Genomic DNA, 15439 nt, shown 5'->3' on the forward strand with positions numbered 1-15439 from the left:
AGATAGATTGTACTGTCGAGAGCTTACCCATACAGTTCATCCAATATCAATCTCTCAGGAGCAATTAATTTGGAATATATCACCCTGCCCGATAACGTTTTACCCGCTGTTGCCCCCTATTCTCATGCTGTCCGGGCTGGAGATTTTTTGTTTGTCACAGGTCAATTAGCCGAAGATCCGGCAACAGGTCAGGTTGTGCGCGGTCCCATTGATGAGCAAACTCGACGAGTCATGGAAAACTTAAAGCTTGTTTTGGAGCATGCCGGAACCAGTTTTAACAAAGTTGTGATGGCACGAATTTTCGTGACTGATTTTCGCTTTTTTGCAACGGTGAATGAAATTTATGCGTCCTACTTTGATGCCACTCGTCTACCCTGTCGCACTACCGTTGGAGTCACGGCTTTAGCAGGTTTTGGGGATGTGGAAGTTGATTTGATTGTGTATTGTGGCGAATAAATGAAAGTCATTCGTCATTTGTCAATGGTTCATCGTTAAAGCGTAAAAGAGCAGACCAGTCAGTTTCGCTTACGGCGCGAGCAAGATGCTCGCACTACCCTAACTTTTAACTGTGACGCAGCACTAGATAGAAAAATGCAAGCATCTTGCTCAAGAGCGAAACACTTACGCGATCGCCTAGTGACTCATGACCACTGACGATTGACCATTGACCAATAACAATTGACGATTGACCACTGACCATCAACCACTGACGATTGACCATCAACCACTGACGATTGACCATCAACCACTGACAATTGACCATCAACCACTGACAATTGACCATTAACTACTGACCATTGACCATCAACCACTGACGATTGACCATCAACCACTGACGATTGACCATCAACCACTGACGATTGACCATTAACTACTGACGATTGACCATCAACCACTGACGATTGACCATCAACCACTGACGATTGACCATTAACTACTGACGATTGACCATTAACTACTGACGATTGACCATTAACTACTGACCATTGACCATCAACCATTGATGATTGACCATCAACCATTGACGATTGACCATTAACCACTGACGATTGACCATTAACCACTGACGATTGACCATCAACCACTGACGATTGACGCATAGACTACTGAATCCAATCGGGTTTTAGATTACGACTAAACGGTACTCGTCGTCATACATCCCGTCATTTACAAATTCTTAGTGACAAGTGACTCATGGTAGACCAATCCTTAAAAACGCTGGGTGTTCCCCCAAATGCATGGGCAGTTAATGCTGCGATCGCAGACATTAGCCGTCCACCTCTAGAGCCAAAACTGGTGACACTGGCAACAGAAACCAAAACACTGCGGCTCGACTTGGCGAAAACCGCGATGATTGTCATCGACATGCAAAATGACTTCTGCCATCCCGATGGCTGGTTAGCGCATATTGGGGTAGATGTGACTCCGGCTCGATCGCCCATTCAGCCGTTACAGGGTTTGTTACCTGTGTTGCGATCGCACCAGGTTCCCATCATTTGGGTGAATTGGGGCAACCGTCCCGATCTGCTCAACATCAGTGCGGCACTCCGTCACGTCTACGATCCCACAGGGGAAGGGGTTGGGTTGGGCGATCCCCTGCCAAAAAACCAGGCTCCCGTGCTCACAGTAGGCAGTTGGGCAGCGGCTGTGGTGGATGAGTTGGAGCAAAAACCCGAAGACATTCGCGTTGATAAGTACCGTATGAGTGGCTTTTGGGATACACCACTCGACAGTATTTTGCGGAATATCGGCAAAACAACTCTGCTCTTTGGTGGGGTCAATGCCGATCAGTGCGTTATGGCAACATTACAAGATGCCAACTTTTTGGGATATGACTGCATTTTGGTCAAAGATTGTAGTGCGACCACTTCGCCGGAGTTTTGCTGGCAAGCCACCCTCTACAACGTTAAACAATGCTTTGGTTTCGTGACCGATACTCACGCTCTCTTTGATGCCATTAAGTAGGGTAATCAATCGGGCAATTCTCATCCAGCGGTTCATTCCATCCTTTAGGAGATCCTCCGATGACGACCGATAGTTGTGTGATTCCGGTAATCAAAACGCCAACGGACTATCAGGCTTATCGCATCAGTCCTCACGATACCAATCGATTGGCGATCGTCTTTGATCCAACCATTGCGAATATGTCGCTGACCTATTGCGTCGAAATTTTTGATGTGGGTGGAAAAACACCTCCCAATCGTCATCAACTGGCGGTCGAGATGTTTTTTGTGCTCAAGGGTGAGGGAAAAGCGACCTGCGACGGTAAAACGGTGCCGATTCAAGCTGGAGACAGCATTCTCGTGCCGCCAACTGGCATCCACGAAATCGAAAACACCGGGTCAGGGCGGTTGTATGCCCTCTGTTTGATGGTGCCCAACGAAGACTTTGCCGAACTGATCCGTAGTGGCACTCCGGTTGAGTTAGATGAAGAAGACATGGCTGTATTGCGGCGATCAGATGCGTTGTTGCCATGCTGACGGTTCGCCCAAAAGAAACTGTTTCGATGGTGACGCGGGATGGGGTGCGTCTGGATGCGGATGTGTACCGCCCTGATACAACAGATGATCTGCCCGTCTTGTTGATGCGGCAACCCTATGGTCGGGCGATCGCCTCTACGGTGGTTTACGCCCATCCCATCTGGTATGCGGCTCATGGTTATATCGTGGTGATTCAAGACGTGCGGGGACGGGGTTCGTCCGAGGGGGAATTTAGCCTGTTTGCCCACGAAATTGAAGATGGCGAAGATACTGTGAACTGGGCAGCCAATCTCCCTGGCAGCACTGGACAGGTGGGCATGTATGGTTTTTCCTATCAAGGCATGACGCAACTCTATGCTGCTGCTAACAAACCGATCGCCCTGAAAACCATTTGCCCCAGCATGATCGGCTATGACCTGTATGCGGATTGGGCATACGAGGGAGGCGCGTTTTGCTATCAACTTAATCTGGGTTGGGCGATTCAACTGGCAGCCGAAACAGCCCGTCGGCAGGGCAACGTCGAAGCGTATCAGAGACTCTATGCCGCATCCCGAAACGTGGCAATTCATGATCCGGTTTGTGCTCAATCTGAACTACTAAAGGAACTTGCCCCCGACTCGTTTTATCACGATTGGGTTACTCATCCCAAACCCGATGACTATTGGGATCAACTATCGCCCTGTCGCTACATGCAAGCCGTCGATATGCCGATGTTACACATTGGTGGTTGGTTTGACACCTATATGCGAGGCACGCTGCATTTTTATCAAGAGATGGCGGATCGCAGTGCCTTTCCGCAGCATCTTTGGGTGGGTCCGTGGGCACACCTGCCCTGGGGGCGCAAAGTCGGGGCGATCGATTATGGCACCGAGGCATCTAACCCCATCGATCGCCTGCAAATTCGCTGGTTTGATCAATTCCTCAAAGGCATTGACACCGGGTTATTAGCAGAGCCTCCCATTCATCTGTTTGAGATGGGTAGCCATCAGTGGCGCAGCTTCGATCGCTATCCAACTAATCATGCGAAATCTTACTATTTGGTAACCACTGGACTCGCTGCAATGGGAGACAGAGAAGGCTTTTTAGTCGAGCGGACTGAACCTCAATCTCCATTGAATCCATCTCAGTCTTTTGTGGATGTGTTTGTTCATGACCCCTGGCGACCAATGCCCTCTGTAGGAGGTCATGCCACCATGCCTGCTGGCTCCTTTGAGCGAGGGGCGATCGATTGTCGCACCGATGGCGTGACCTACACGTCTGCACCGTTGAGCGATCCGCTGCATCTGGTTGGCAGTGTCAAAGTAGAGATAGATTGCATGGCAGATGCAATCAGCTTTGATCTATGTGCTGTCGTGTCAGAGGTCAAACCGAACGGCAGCGTTTTTAATATCAGTCAAGGCTATCTGCGAGTTGAGGCAGACGAATCCGGTTCGATTGTGTTTATGGGCGATCGCAATGACCCTACACCCCATGCCTCCCCTGCGGCTCAATGGGTACACATCACACTACAACCCACATGCATTCAAATCCCGGCGGGTAGCGCAATTCGGCTAACCCTGAGTGGGGCTTGTTTTCCAGCCTATGCGGTTAATCCTGGTGATGGCAGTTATCCCCATCAAGCTCAACTGATCAATGCAAAGGTGATTACCATCGGTATCGTCTGTGAAGGCAGTAATCCTACGACAGAAGGCGATCGCACAGCCTCCCATCGTCCCTCACGCCTGTTATTACCCGTCATTCCACCAGTTAAATAGGACTGCTATATATCAACCAATGTAGGGGTAGATAGCGGCTTTTGACTGTAGAAGTAAGCCCCAATAGTAGATAGCATACTTCTCACACCTGGCTAGGTCTTTCTGATGATGCCCTAGACCTACTTGAAACAAGTAATAAGCCAGCTTGGCTCTACCTAAAACCGACAATTTACTGGGCTGATGTTGCTTCAAGAGATAGTTTAATGCCGCCACAATCTTTTTATGTCTAGAAAGCATCCACCATCGAACTTGGTGCTCTGCTATTTCAATGGGTAAATTGAGTAGTTTCGCTGCTTCCGTTAATTGCAACTGAGCCTCAGCGTAGTACTTTAATTCCATTTCTGGATCACCAGACAATCTTGCATTCTGAGCATCATCAGATATTCGATAAGCCTCAGAAATAAAGCTACCAATTTGATCACTCAAAGCTTCAGAATGACCTAAAAGCTGATAAATTTTACTCGCGGCATTGGCTAATTCATTAAACTTTTCTGCATCATGTAACCAATAGATACTGGCTTGCAGCCTTCCCAACGTATCAGCTAGCGGTGTACGCATCATAGCCACCTAAATAACACTAAAACCCGATCATTAAAACCCGATCATTGACTCTTGTCGAGTGGACACTACTCGCCACTACTATAGAGCTTTGGAGTGAGCATTATGTGTGAGATGGACGAAGTACAGACGTTGTTACATCGCTTGGATGAACGCATCGAATCGAGAGTTCAAGCCATTCGCCAAGAGCGGGACTGGTGGCCCTGTCGGCGGGGGTGCGATCATTGTTGCCATCATCTTGCCCATCCCCTCGAACTCAGTGCAGCGGAATGGATCAGAGTGGATGCGGCAGTTGCAAAGCTTGGCACTTGCGAACGAGAGATCGTCGAGCAAAAAATTGATGCCCTGCTCCAACAGATTGGCGATCGCACACTGGGTTCAGCCGTTGTCTGTCCCTACCTGAATGAGCAGGAGGGAGCCTGCCGCATCTATGACTCCCGCCCGATCGCCTGTCGCACCTATGGCTTCTTTGTTGCCCGTCACGATAACCAATACTGTCAGCAGATTGAAACTGAAATCACGGTTCGTGGAGAAGAGGCGATCGTCTGGGGTAACGCAGAGGCAATTCGCCGTGACATCGAAGAATTGAGCGGTGCGCCCATTCCGTTTGAGGTGCACTATGGCGATCGCACTTCACGACCTGTTGTTACACCATTGGTATGAAATCAGGTGAAATGGGCGATCGCGTGTGGAATGCACCAATTTGCTACCTTAAACGGTTAAACTTGTGGTCATTCACTGTAGGGGAGATAACAAAATCATGCTTGGGCAGCTTTAGTCCCCTGATCCTTTTCTGATAACAATCAAGACTATGGAACAATTTAAGTTTGCGCTTGGTCCGTATGAAGTCTTTGCCTCAATCATTGGGGGATTGCCACTAACTTTAGCGATCTGTTTAGCGTTTAACCCTGGGATTGATCTTCAAGCTGCCATTTCGATCATTCAAGGTAATTTCTCAACCCAAATAGCCCTGGTATTGATCCTACTGAGTTATCTCTTGGGAGGGCTTATTCAAGGGATAACGTGGAAATATTTTGTGTTTTTATGCGAACTTTTTAAGCAAGACTATCACTATTTCGGAAGTTTAATCGAAACAAGAAACAGAGTCATAGAAGAGATGGATAAAGACACTCATCTCAAGGCGCGTGATTTTGAAGATAAGCTGACTCTACTTTTACGTGAGAAGGTTGGGATACCTAAGAAAATAGATTGGATTAATCCCAGAGTTAACTCATATTTGAGAGAGCACAACAGACCTTCTGCAATCACGGCTGAGTCCCATCAAGCAACCCATATTATGTACAGGAACATATCATTTGGTCTGTTATTTCTAGGTCTTGTTAGTTTGATTAACTTGTTGAGAGCAAATCTATTTTCGGTTGAGTCTCTGGGATTAATTCTGCTATCGATCGCACTTGCTTACATTGCGTTTTTTCGGGCACTCTCATTCAAACGGTGGCACGAGAGAGAACTTCTACTTGGTTTTTATTTTGCGGCTTGTGATGATCAGCAAAAATAGCCAATACGGAATCAGGGCGATCGCACCAAGCTCTCCCAATCTGCTAAGGATCGTGAATTAAATAACCTGAAAAACGGCAACCCCCTGTACGGGCGCGGCATTCGGCAGAGGGTTCTAAAACAATGGCAAGGGCTTTTGACCGAATGCCACGCCCCTACGCCAGGAATTACACCTTAATAAATTCGCGTTCCTAAGGAATGCTTACCTTACCCTGGGGTGGAACGAAGTGCAGTGAGACTTCTACCTTTAGTTCCAGTCGAGTCTCTGCCTGCAACCGATGAGAGTGCTGGCATTCCCTCTTACCATGAGCAATCGAACTCGTAGGAGCGGACTCATGGGAATGATAGGGAAACTCCGGCTAGTAGGAGCCACGGTTCTCAGCTTTGGGCTGATTCACGTTGGTAGTGCTCATTTGCCGACTGTTGTAGAGGGTCAAATGTTTGGTGAGCAAATGACAGGCGATCGTGCCCTTGCCACCACTGGAGGACGTGCCAGAGGCGGATCATTTGATGAGCCTGCTCCTGCTGAACCCATTCCTAGTGATGGTGGGTTTTATGGGGACGAAGGCAGCGGAGGAGGCTTCTATGGTGGCGGAGACTATACCGAACCTGGCTTAGCCCCTTATCAAGCTGACCCTTACAACGATCCTTACGGGTATCCCAACAGACGCTCATATCGCCCGCGTGGCGGCTATTATCAGCAACCACCAGTCTTCATCCCCATTCCCAATAGTGCGCCCTACGGCTCACCCTATTCCAGTCCCGGCTTCCCCAGTGCTGGAATCGGCATTCCACCGATCTTTTTCATCGGGTTGGTTGCGCTCTTTATGTTGGCTCCCCTGCTTTTAAGAGGATCACAGTTTAGAACGTTGAGTAGTCGATCGCCCGCTCGATCTGCCAACGGAGAATTTCAGAATGACATTCTCACCGTGACTCGGCTCCAGATCGCTCTATTAGCCGGGGCACGTCCGCTCCAGTCGGCTCTAGAGCAAATTGCCACTCACCACAACCTGGACTCTAAACAGGGCTTGAGTGCGATGTTGCAAGAAACCGTGTTGGCATTGTTGCGATCGCCCCAATATTGGAGCCACGTCCGAGTTGATTCTGAAACGGTCAACAGTCGGCAAGAAGCGAGTCGGTTGTTTGAGCAACTCTCGATCGAGGAACGCAGTAAGGTTGGCTCTGAGACACTGGTCAACGTGGGTGGGCAGGTGCAGCGACAAACAGCGCAGTTCACAACGGAGGATAATCCTGACAGTGGATACATTGTCGTAACGTTGTTGCTGGGCACTGGAGGCGATCGCCCCTTGTTGCAACCCATTCACTCCACAACTGAACTGCAAACCGCTTTGCAAAGACTGGGAGCTATTCCCCCCAATGAACTGCTGGTCTTTGAACTGTTGTGGACACCTCAAGATCCTAGAGATGTGCTTTCGCGGGATGAATTGGTGAGTGAGTACCCCACGATGACCCAGTTGTAATAAGGCTAGCTATTGCAGCACCCCTGCGGTGACCAAATAGGCGATCGCTCCCACGAAATGAGTGTCAATGTGTAGCCTGGAGGTAATCCCTACATTGTGTTCTCAGTGAACCTCGTCCTATGGCACACTTCACTCAACGCCGCCCCGAAAACGTGAGTGGTGATTTCTACGTTGACTCGACTTGCATCGACTGTGATACCTGTCGGTGGATGGCTCCAGAAATTTTTTATGAAGCGGGTGATCAATCTGCCGTCCACCATCAACCGAGTAGCGAGGCAGAACGTCTGCGAGCCATGCAAGCCCTGCTCGCTTGCCCGACCGCATCCATCGGCACAGTGGAAAAACCGCAAGATATCAAACAAGCACAGCAGAGTTTCCCGATTCCCATTACTGAAGATGTGTATCACTGCGGCTATCACGCCGAAAATTCCTTTGGAGCGGCTAGCTATCTGATTCAACGACCCGACGGCAATGTGTTGGTCGATTCACCTCGGTTTGCTCCGCCTCTGGTGAAGCGGTTAGAGGAGATGGGTGGCATTCGATATCTCTATCTCACCCACCGGGACGATGTAGCGGATCATCAGAAGTTTCACGATCACTTTGGGTGCGATCGCATTCTCCACAAAGATGAGATTAACCGCTCCACTCAAAGTGTTGAGATTCAGCTATCGAGCATTGAACCCGTTCAACTCGAACCTGACTTGCTGATTATTCCCGTTCCGGGTCACACCAAAGGGCACACGGTCTTGTTGTATAACAACACGGTTTTGTTTACGGGAGATCACCTTGCCTGGTCGTCTGAACTCAACCACCTGTACGCCTTTCGCAGGGCTTGCTGGTACTCCTGGACAGAACTCGTTCAATCAATGAGACGACTGGCAGACTACTCCTTTGAGTGGGTGTTGCCGGGGCATGGTCGTCGTTATCAAGGCGATCGCCAAACGATGGCAGAGCAGATGCAGAAATGTCTGATCTGGATGGAGGCTCAATAGCTCGCCTCATCAGTGATGCACAGGTGAACTGCCCGACAATAACCCAGGGCTTAACATACCAAAAATCATGGCGATGTGAGCTACCAACAGAAAAAGACCAACAAAGATCGCGTGGGCACCCAGTTTCCATTCCTCACTCTTGCGCCGCCAAATCGCCCCAATCTCCAGTAAAGCAATGCCCAACAGCGGCACTACGCCCAGCAAGTAAAAGCCAACGGCGATCACATCAATAATGGTTCTCCATTCGCCAGCAGTTGTAATTGGGATAACCGCTTTGAAGAAGAGATGCAAAAAGACAACTAAAAAGTAAAAACCTGCGAGAATTCCAGCAACTTTATTAATTGCTCTAACAGTGCCTTTAAAGCTGCGCCTGAACAAGATGTAAAGTTCTGTAATTGCAACTGTTTCCGCTAAGATCACAGGAATTGCCATAAAAATCAACAGATTCCAGGGTTGATTCACAGCAAGCAGTTCCATGTAGTGGGTCATATCCATGGCAGTGCGTTCCAATACGACACAACAATTCAAATCAACGAACCTTTCTACACTGTGCCCACAACAATTTGAGAAACTTGTGAGTTTTGTCTTTGAACCTGGGAGTGTTGATGCCAGGTCAGGTACAGTAGAGAAGTTGTCATGTTGCGATCGCCGTCGTATGAGTAGTGCTGTTGAATGGACGCCAGAAGCCGAAGCCCGTTTGAAGGAAATTCCTTTTTTTGTGCGTCCTGCTGCCCGTAAAAAAATTGAGAAATTGGCGCAGGAGCTAGGCGCAACTCAAATTACGGTTGAGGTCTATGAGCAAGCCAAACAAAAGTTTGGATCATAAGCTTTGAGGGTTTACACCTTGGATTGCAAATAAACAAAGGCTGCATTTGTGCCACCACCTTGACCGACTGCAATTTGGATATTCAGGTGAGCCATGCTTTCAAGATAGCGAGCGGTATACAGAGATCCCGTATCCACAGGGGCATAGCCGATCGCACGCGCTAGAGCGATGACCTTGTCTTTCGCTTCAGGGTTATCTCCGGCAATAAAGGCAGTGATTGCTTGTCCATCAATCGCGGGTTTATCCATGACATCCGCAAAGATGGTGTTAAACGCTTTCACCACGTCAGCATCTGGCAGCAAACGACTGATTTCCTCAGCGGCGGAGTTTTCCTGCCCCAGTAGTTTGGGCGACCAGTCTGCATTGAGTGGATTCGTGCTGTCGATGATAATTTTTCCCGTTGTGACGTCAGCGAGTTCGGGAAGCACCTCGATCGCTGCTGTAAATGGAATCGCGATCGCCACGACATCTGCACCTGAAACAGCTTCTTTGAAGGATGCAGAGGGATAGGGCAACTCTTGGCTTGACCCTGAACGCAATCCAATCACAATATCGTGTCCTGCCCGATGGAACAGGTTAGCCAACTTTTGACCAACATTACCAAACCCCAATACGGCAATCTTCATAGGTCAGCCTCAAAATCATTCAAATGTCTCAGAAGCGGTGTAGGTGAACTATAACCATCTCAGTATCTTGTGTAAACTAGGTACCTAAAGGTGACTAGTATGGTGAGCAGTCAAAATTTAGAAGTCAAACCCAATGTCTATGCGGCAATTTGCCCGTCTAGAGACGTTTTGGCGTTGATTGGGGAGAAGTGGGTTTCGCTGATTATTGGTGCGTTGGATGGCAGAGTGCTGCGGTTTGGCGAACTGAAACGAATTTGCGAAGGAATTTCACAAAAAATGCTGACCCAAACCTTGCGGAAGCTAGAGCGAGACGGATTGGTAAGACGAACGGTGTATGCAGAGACACTACCGATCAGAGCGGACTATGAATTGACTGAACTCGGTAACAGTTTGTTACCTCTTGTGAAAGCTGCAAAATTGTGGGCAGAAATGAACTTACATCAAATTGAAAAGAATCGAGTATCGTACGATAAAAGAAATTAATAAGACTTCTACCTAGTGTTGCGAACACAAAGTTCTGCAATGTAGGGGGTTTAGGGGCTTCATCCCCAAGAAGGGGTGGAACCCCTTTCAAAACTTATTTTTTGCTGTACTAGCGTGAATAAACCACTCGCGCACAGGTTGTTTACTTTCCTTTGTATTGCAGATGCCAAAGCTTTTGTGGGTTACCTGTAGCTGTTAAACCAGCCCCAAAAGCGGGAATTCTAACCATACAGACCTCTGTAGAGCTAGAGAGTGTGTATGATACAGCAGAGTTTAGGGCAACGGTTATCCAGTCTCAAAGTTGGGCAAAAGATTGGTCTGGGATACGCTCTTGCTCTGGGTATTGCTGTATCTGGCTCAATCGCTGGTTTTGGCATTGGACATTACTATCAACAACAAGCTGCAACGCACGAAGAACATGCTCGTAACGAGGTGGAGCTTTTGCATCGGCTACAATCTCGTGTTCTTCAGACGCGGACACATCAACAGCAACTCATTCCCCTCATTCCATATCCAGAAAAGTTTCAGGATGAATATACTCATCTGCTGAATCATAAAGCCGAGACTCAGGACATTTGGGCGGAATTGAAAAGATTTGTGGCAGTGTCTCCAGGCATGGAAGATCACACGCATCAAGTGGTCATTCCAGCCTTTTTACAAACCTATGATGAAGTCCCTCAACACTATTCACGGGAATTAGGACGCTGCATCGAACAGATACGCCAACTCGATCTCACATCGCCTGCTGGCATTGAGCAAGCCCAGGCAATCATGTTGGAGTTTACCAATAGTGATTTAGCCCTTGAATTCGACGGCATCTCTGATGATCTCGTGGATCTCATTGACCACGCTTATGAAGAATTGGAGGAAGCAGAACTCACACAACAACAGGCAAATGAAGTTGCACAGACCATCGTCGTTACAGGGATTGGGTTCTCTGTTGCGATCGCTCTTCTGTTGGCAATTGTGACCAGTCGGGCGATCGCTCAACCGATTCAGACGTTGACTAACGTTGCTCGGCAATCCACTGAAGAGTCGAATTTTAACCTGCAAGCCGTCGTTGAACAGGATGATGAAATCGGGACACTGGCTAATGCTTTCAATCAACTGATCTGCTCAGTTCAGCAACTTCTAAAACAACAGCAAACAGCGAACGAGCAACTTGAAATTTACAGCCAAACCCTAGAGTCTAAAGTTGAAGAAAGGACACAGGAACTCAACGCTAAAAATTCACAATTGCAACAACTGGTAGAAGAACTACAACACACTCAGGTGCAGATGGTGCAGAGTGAAAAGATGTCTGCATTGGGTCAAATGGTGGCAGGAGTAGCACACGAGATCAACAATCCAGTTAATTTCATTCACGGCAATCTGATCTACGTGCAGGAATACTCTCAGAATTTGCTAGACTTTGTGACGCTTTACCAGAAACACTATCCTGTGCCTGTATCTGAAATTCAAACAGAAGCAGAATTGTTAGACATCCAATTTATCCAGACCGATTTGCCTAAAATGCTTGATTCTATGAAGATTGGCACCGAGCGCATTCGCCAGATCGTTCTGTCGCTCCGCAACTTCTCACGCATGGATGAAGCGGATTTCAAAGCGGTTGATATTCACGAAGGTATCGACAGTACGTTGCTCATTTTGCAGCATCGTTTGAAAGACAAACCAGAACGCCCAGCCATCCAGGTTATCCGTGACTACGGCAATTTACCACCTGTGGAATGTTATCCTGGTCAACTCAATCAAGCGTTTATGAACATCCTGGCAAACTCCATTGACGCGCTGGAGGAAGCCTACACCAAACAGACGCATGAAGAGAAGCAGCAGAACCCTGGTCAAATTACCATTCACACATCGGCGATCGATGCAAATTGGATCAAGATTGTGATTTCTGATAACGGAATTGGAATGCCTGAGCACATTCATAAACGCATTTTTGACCCATTTTTCACAACAAAAGCAGTGGGTAAAGGAACCGGAATGGGAATGCCCATTAGTTACCAGATTGTTACTGAGAAACATAGCGGTAAATTAGATTGTTTCTCAACGCCTGGTCAAGGAACAGAGTTTGTCATCCAAATCCCGATTTGGCAGCAAGCGCGTGTCCTAGCCCATCCAGCTAACAGCGCGAAGGTGTAGCGATCCCTCTTCTGTCAGTCCTTCTGCACAAATAGCTCATACAGACCTCTACGCACCTCAAGGCAACAGACAAGGTTAAGTTTCCTCACTTGCAGTGCCCAATAAGCGCAGCGTCTTGTCGTCGCGATCGCCCCCAAAAAACTTGTCCAGCAGTTGCTCAAACACTGACCCGGCAGGTGACACAGCCGCAAACAGTGTCGCGCAAGACTTCAACTTCATGTCGTCAGGGGAACCGAAGATCTCATACGCCGATCGCCCCTCTACACTCAAGACCGCTTCAACACATTCGATTAACCGTGCACCCAAAATGGGATGACTCAAGTATGCCTTCGCTTCTGCAAGGCTCTTGATCGCATATCGCTGAGACATGGCACTAAACCCCAACCCATCAAACTGCGGAAAAACATACCACATCCAGTGCGATCGCTTTTGTCCCTGCTTAATTTCAGCTAGTGCTCGTGCGTAGTCGTTCTGCTGCGCTTGCACGAAGCGATTTAAGTCGTAACCATCCGCATCGTTTGATTGTGCTATGCCCGTCATGACTCCTGCCTCTTACTACGCAACAGTAAGTTATATCATTTTGGATTTTAGATGTGCTCTCAACCCTGGTCAAAAACCTGATTTTGCTATTCGAGGCTTGCATAGACAGGCAAGACAAAACCTAACAAGGTCGTGATCACCGACAGAATTAAAAAGCACGAATCGGGAATCTGCCTACCCATGCATCACGCTTCGTTAAGAGCAATTTCTGAACAACACCTACTGTAGCCTAACGGCTCAAATCAGTGGCGGTAGCTAAACTTAAATTCAGCACCAGTGACTTTCAAACATCCTCTGCATTTGAATTATTGTGTCACTACATTTAATGCCTGTGCAGAGGCAACAACAAATGGTTATCGTTGAGCTAAAACATCGAGCAAAACATCACTGTCGAACAATATCCGCTTCAACTGTACTTCTCCTCCAGGTAATCTACATAAGACTCTGTAGGTTCTTCGGTACCTAACTGAACGACTCCAATTAGGCTTTGAGTCCAGGGGTTAAGCTCAGCCAAAGAATTCACATTTGTCTTTGGTGGACTAAGTACCAGCGTTTCCTATTAGATTGAACTCAACAACGACTGTACTAAACGCTAGCGATCGCCAATCGGCAACTGCAATGCCTGATTTTGTAGCTCTTGTAACGTCATCAGTCTTTTCTCAGCAACTCTGTTTTATCTTTTTTAGATTGCTACTGTCTCTATCAACCTGAAAAGCACTTCCCACCTAAATCTGAATAATGACAGATAAGCTTTCGGCTGCGCCCCCACCAAAGGCTAACGGCTCGCTTGAGCGGCTGTAAGCAACCTTTAATTCACCACCAGCACCTCTCGGCAGTCCGCTCCGAGCGAATTGTTAGCTAGTTGTCCACTTACTGTATTGCCCCGACTTACTTAGTCATTCTTATCGGTTGGTAGATTCCGTGGGTACGGAGATGAAACAATAAAACCCTTATCTCTCCACTTACTTAAAACATAATCAAGGAAATCTGGCACAGGTTCAGAACCACAAAATGGTGCAAGTTCCTGTCCTGCTTTCGTTAGTAGAACCTTTCCCGTTTCTAACTCATTATCTTGTTCACCAGGAAATTCAATATTTATTGGCGTTCCATAGTAGAAGATACAAATATGCTTTGGAATTCTCAGTCGCCTGTATCCACTAAGAGAAGCGAAACTAATTAAACCAATGTCATCCAAATGTTCTAGGGTATTGAAGTTGATGCCACGATCTACATAAATTGAGGCTTGGTCGTCATAGATCAATGGAACTACGTTACCAATCAACCACCCAAATCCGCATAAAGTGTTAAAGAGCGATGCATCTGTTTTATCAAGTGAACCCAAAAGGTCAATCGTACGCTTTGAGTAACTACCAGGAGAATTTGCTTCTCCAGCTAACAGCTTTGCCCACAACGCTTGCATCTGTTCGTCTGATATAAGACGACACTTATCAAAGAAATTTGTGATCCAATCATCCTCAACATTATTAGGGCATGCATCCTCTTTAAGGTAAGGCAGAGCTTTAGAGGTTATAGCTTCAATGTTGTCTTGCTTTTTTGCTTCTTCAAAGATGAATCTATGCAAAGCTCGCTGTTGCAATTCAGTTATCTCAATTTGAGCAAGAGCTTTTATTTTTTCAGCATCAGCCTCTGCACGCGCAACTTGCCTTATCTGATAGGGTTTGAAATATCCCCCAATTGCATCTGATATTTTTTCAATTAAAACAACCGCAGGTTTCGAAATATCTCCAAGATTAATGATGGAGTTACCGTTGCTCATAATTTCTGTAGTTCAAATTTTCGGTTGATAGTACTTTTTCTCAGTACAAATATAGCAATTTCAACCGGGGGTGACAGATAAGCTGAGTGATATTCATTGCTCCCGATGGGCAGCTTCAAGGTCAGGTGCCAACTCAGCAGCAAAAATAGCTAACTATGTATTCACCGTCAGATCCGGTATCTAATACCCAGAACTAACGGTATTAGACGACAAATATGTCAGTTAATACACCTGTAGTTGGGTATTATCCGTCAAATCT

At 47.3% G+C, this 15439-nt stretch carries 17 protein-coding genes; 11 read left to right on the plus strand and 6 right to left on the minus strand.

Features of this window, described 5'->3' with window-relative positions; all coding sequences use genetic code 11:
- The first annotated feature begins 69 nt into the window (after positions 1-69).
- The gene (locus H6G89_RS25445; RefSeq protein ID WP_190511807.1) at positions 70-456 is read left to right on the plus strand and encodes a Rid family detoxifying hydrolase; all 387 of its coding nucleotides are present in this window, start codon (positions 70-72) and stop codon (positions 454-456) included.
- Positions 457-641: 185 nt separating this feature from the next.
- Here the strand turns inward: H6G89_RS25445 and H6G89_RS25450 are convergent, their stop codons facing one another.
- Positions 642-1022 (minus strand): hypothetical protein, encoded by a 381-nt coding sequence (locus H6G89_RS25450; protein WP_190511809.1) that lies wholly within the window; start codon positions 1020-1022, stop codon positions 642-644.
- A 172-nt stretch (positions 1023-1194) separates the two neighbouring features.
- Between H6G89_RS25450 and H6G89_RS25455 the strand changes: the two genes are divergently transcribed.
- From H6G89_RS25455 to H6G89_RS25465, 3 genes are read left to right on the plus strand one after another with little or no spacing between them, the layout of a single operon-like run.
- On the plus strand, positions 1195-1965 hold the full coding sequence (locus H6G89_RS25455) for a cysteine hydrolase family protein (RefSeq protein WP_190511811.1): 771 nt from the start codon (positions 1195-1197) through the stop codon (positions 1963-1965).
- A 59-nt stretch (positions 1966-2024) separates the two neighbouring features.
- Positions 2025-2480 (plus strand): cupin domain-containing protein, encoded by a 456-nt coding sequence (locus H6G89_RS25460; protein WP_190511813.1) that lies wholly within the window; start codon positions 2025-2027, stop codon positions 2478-2480.
- Positions 2474-4234 carry a CocE/NonD family hydrolase gene (locus H6G89_RS25465; protein ID WP_190511815.1) on the plus strand — a complete coding sequence of 587 codons (1761 nt, stop codon included), beginning with the start codon at positions 2474-2476 and terminating at the stop codon, positions 4232-4234. Before H6G89_RS25460 ends, H6G89_RS25465 begins: the two co-directional genes overlap by 7 nt.
- A gap of 12 nt (positions 4235-4246) precedes the next feature.
- Here the strand turns inward: H6G89_RS25465 and H6G89_RS25470 are convergent, their stop codons facing one another.
- Positions 4247-4795 (minus strand): hypothetical protein, encoded by a 549-nt coding sequence (locus tag H6G89_RS25470; protein ID WP_190511817.1) that lies wholly within the window; start codon positions 4793-4795, stop codon positions 4247-4249.
- A gap of 102 nt (positions 4796-4897) precedes the next feature.
- Here H6G89_RS25470 and H6G89_RS25475 point away from each other — a divergent pair, with 102 nt between their 5' ends.
- From H6G89_RS25475 to H6G89_RS25490, 4 genes are all read left to right on the plus strand, one after another.
- Positions 4898-5455, plus strand: coding sequence for a YkgJ family cysteine cluster protein (locus tag H6G89_RS25475; RefSeq protein ID WP_190511819.1), 558 nt, complete (start codon positions 4898-4900; stop codon positions 5453-5455).
- 148 nt (positions 5456-5603) lie between these two features.
- Positions 5604-6311 (plus strand): hypothetical protein, encoded by a 708-nt coding sequence (locus tag H6G89_RS25480; RefSeq protein WP_190511821.1) that lies wholly within the window; start codon positions 5604-5606, stop codon positions 6309-6311.
- 334 nt (positions 6312-6645) lie between these two features.
- Positions 6646-7791, plus strand: a complete 1146-nt coding sequence (locus H6G89_RS25485) for a DUF1517 domain-containing protein (RefSeq protein ID WP_190511823.1) — start codon at positions 6646-6648, stop codon at positions 7789-7791.
- Positions 7792-7910: 119 nt separating this feature from the next.
- Positions 7911-8783 (plus strand): MBL fold metallo-hydrolase, encoded by an 873-nt coding sequence (locus tag H6G89_RS25490; protein ID WP_190511825.1) that lies wholly within the window; start codon positions 7911-7913, stop codon positions 8781-8783.
- Positions 8784-8792: 9 nt separating this feature from the next.
- Here the strand turns inward: H6G89_RS25490 and H6G89_RS25495 are convergent, their stop codons facing one another.
- On the minus strand, positions 8793-9293 hold the full coding sequence (locus H6G89_RS25495; RefSeq protein ID WP_199336922.1) for a DUF6803 family protein: 501 nt from the start codon (positions 9291-9293) through the stop codon (positions 8793-8795).
- Positions 9294-9357: 64 nt separating this feature from the next.
- Here H6G89_RS25495 and H6G89_RS25500 point away from each other — a divergent pair, with 64 nt between their 5' ends.
- Entirely contained in the window at positions 9358-9609 is a 252-nt protein-coding gene (locus tag H6G89_RS25500) for a PCP reductase family protein (RefSeq protein WP_375539708.1), read from the plus strand.
- A gap of 11 nt (positions 9610-9620) precedes the next feature.
- Here H6G89_RS25500 and H6G89_RS25505 read toward each other — a convergent pair whose 3' ends face one another.
- Positions 9621-10235 (minus strand): NADPH-dependent F420 reductase, encoded by a 615-nt coding sequence (locus H6G89_RS25505; protein ID WP_190511827.1) that lies wholly within the window; start codon positions 10233-10235, stop codon positions 9621-9623.
- 99 nt (positions 10236-10334) lie between these two features.
- Between H6G89_RS25505 and H6G89_RS25510 the strand changes: the two genes are divergently transcribed.
- Both H6G89_RS25510 and H6G89_RS25515 read left to right on the plus strand, forming a co-directional pair.
- The gene (locus H6G89_RS25510; RefSeq protein WP_190511829.1) at positions 10335-10718 is read left to right on the plus strand and encodes a winged helix-turn-helix transcriptional regulator; all 384 of its coding nucleotides are present in this window, start codon (positions 10335-10337) and stop codon (positions 10716-10718) included.
- A gap of 258 nt (positions 10719-10976) precedes the next feature.
- The gene (locus H6G89_RS25515; protein ID WP_190511831.1) at positions 10977-12863 is read left to right on the plus strand and encodes a sensor histidine kinase; all 1887 of its coding nucleotides are present in this window, start codon (positions 10977-10979) and stop codon (positions 12861-12863) included.
- A 75-nt stretch (positions 12864-12938) separates the two neighbouring features.
- On the opposite strand, the gene H6G89_RS25520 is transcribed toward H6G89_RS25515, so the two are convergent.
- Positions 12939-13403, minus strand: a complete 465-nt coding sequence (locus H6G89_RS25520; RefSeq protein ID WP_190511833.1) for a DUF1810 domain-containing protein — start codon at positions 13401-13403, stop codon at positions 12939-12941.
- A gap of 892 nt (positions 13404-14295) precedes the next feature.
- On the minus strand, positions 14296-15180 hold the full coding sequence (locus H6G89_RS25525; protein WP_190511835.1) for a DUF2806 domain-containing protein: 885 nt from the start codon (positions 15178-15180) through the stop codon (positions 14296-14298).
- Positions 15181-15439: the final 259 nt, after the last annotated feature.

Origin of the sequence: Oscillatoria sp. FACHB-1407, from assembly GCF_014697545.1 — a bacterium.
Lineage (GTDB): Bacteria > Cyanobacteriota > Cyanobacteriia > Elainellales > Elainellaceae > FACHB-1407.

Coding starts and splice junctions, on each gene's coding strand:
- H6G89_RS25450 (WP_190511809.1), bottom strand. CDS start 1,022: ATGGTTGATGGTCAATCATCAATGGTTGATGGTCAATGGTCAGTAGTT.
- H6G89_RS25455 (WP_190511811.1), top strand. CDS start 1,195: ATGGTAGACCAATCCTTAAAAACGCTGGGTGTTCCCCCAAATGCATGG.
- H6G89_RS25460 (WP_190511813.1), top strand. CDS start 2,025: ATGACGACCGATAGTTGTGTGATTCCGGTAATCAAAACGCCAACGGAC.
- H6G89_RS25465 (WP_190511815.1), top strand. CDS start 2,474: ATGCTGACGGTTCGCCCAAAAGAAACTGTTTCGATGGTGACGCGGGAT.
- H6G89_RS25470 (WP_190511817.1), bottom strand. CDS start 4,795: ATGATGCGTACACCGCTAGCTGATACGTTGGGAAGGCTGCAAGCCAGT.
- H6G89_RS25475 (WP_190511819.1), top strand. CDS start 4,898: ATGTGTGAGATGGACGAAGTACAGACGTTGTTACATCGCTTGGATGAA.
- H6G89_RS25480 (WP_190511821.1), top strand. CDS start 5,604: ATGGAACAATTTAAGTTTGCGCTTGGTCCGTATGAAGTCTTTGCCTCA.
- H6G89_RS25485 (WP_190511823.1), top strand. CDS start 6,646: ATGGGAATGATAGGGAAACTCCGGCTAGTAGGAGCCACGGTTCTCAGC.
- H6G89_RS25490 (WP_190511825.1), top strand. CDS start 7,911: ATGGCACACTTCACTCAACGCCGCCCCGAAAACGTGAGTGGTGATTTC.
- H6G89_RS25505 (WP_190511827.1), bottom strand. CDS start 10,235: ATGAAGATTGCCGTATTGGGGTTTGGTAATGTTGGTCAAAAGTTGGCT.
- H6G89_RS25510 (WP_190511829.1), top strand. CDS start 10,335: ATGGTGAGCAGTCAAAATTTAGAAGTCAAACCCAATGTCTATGCGGCA.
- H6G89_RS25515 (WP_190511831.1), top strand. CDS start 10,977: ATGATACAGCAGAGTTTAGGGCAACGGTTATCCAGTCTCAAAGTTGGG.
- H6G89_RS25520 (WP_190511833.1), bottom strand. CDS start 13,403: ATGACGGGCATAGCACAATCAAACGATGCGGATGGTTACGACTTAAAT.
- H6G89_RS25525 (WP_190511835.1), bottom strand. CDS start 15,180: ATGAGCAACGGTAACTCCATCATTAATCTTGGAGATATTTCGAAACCT.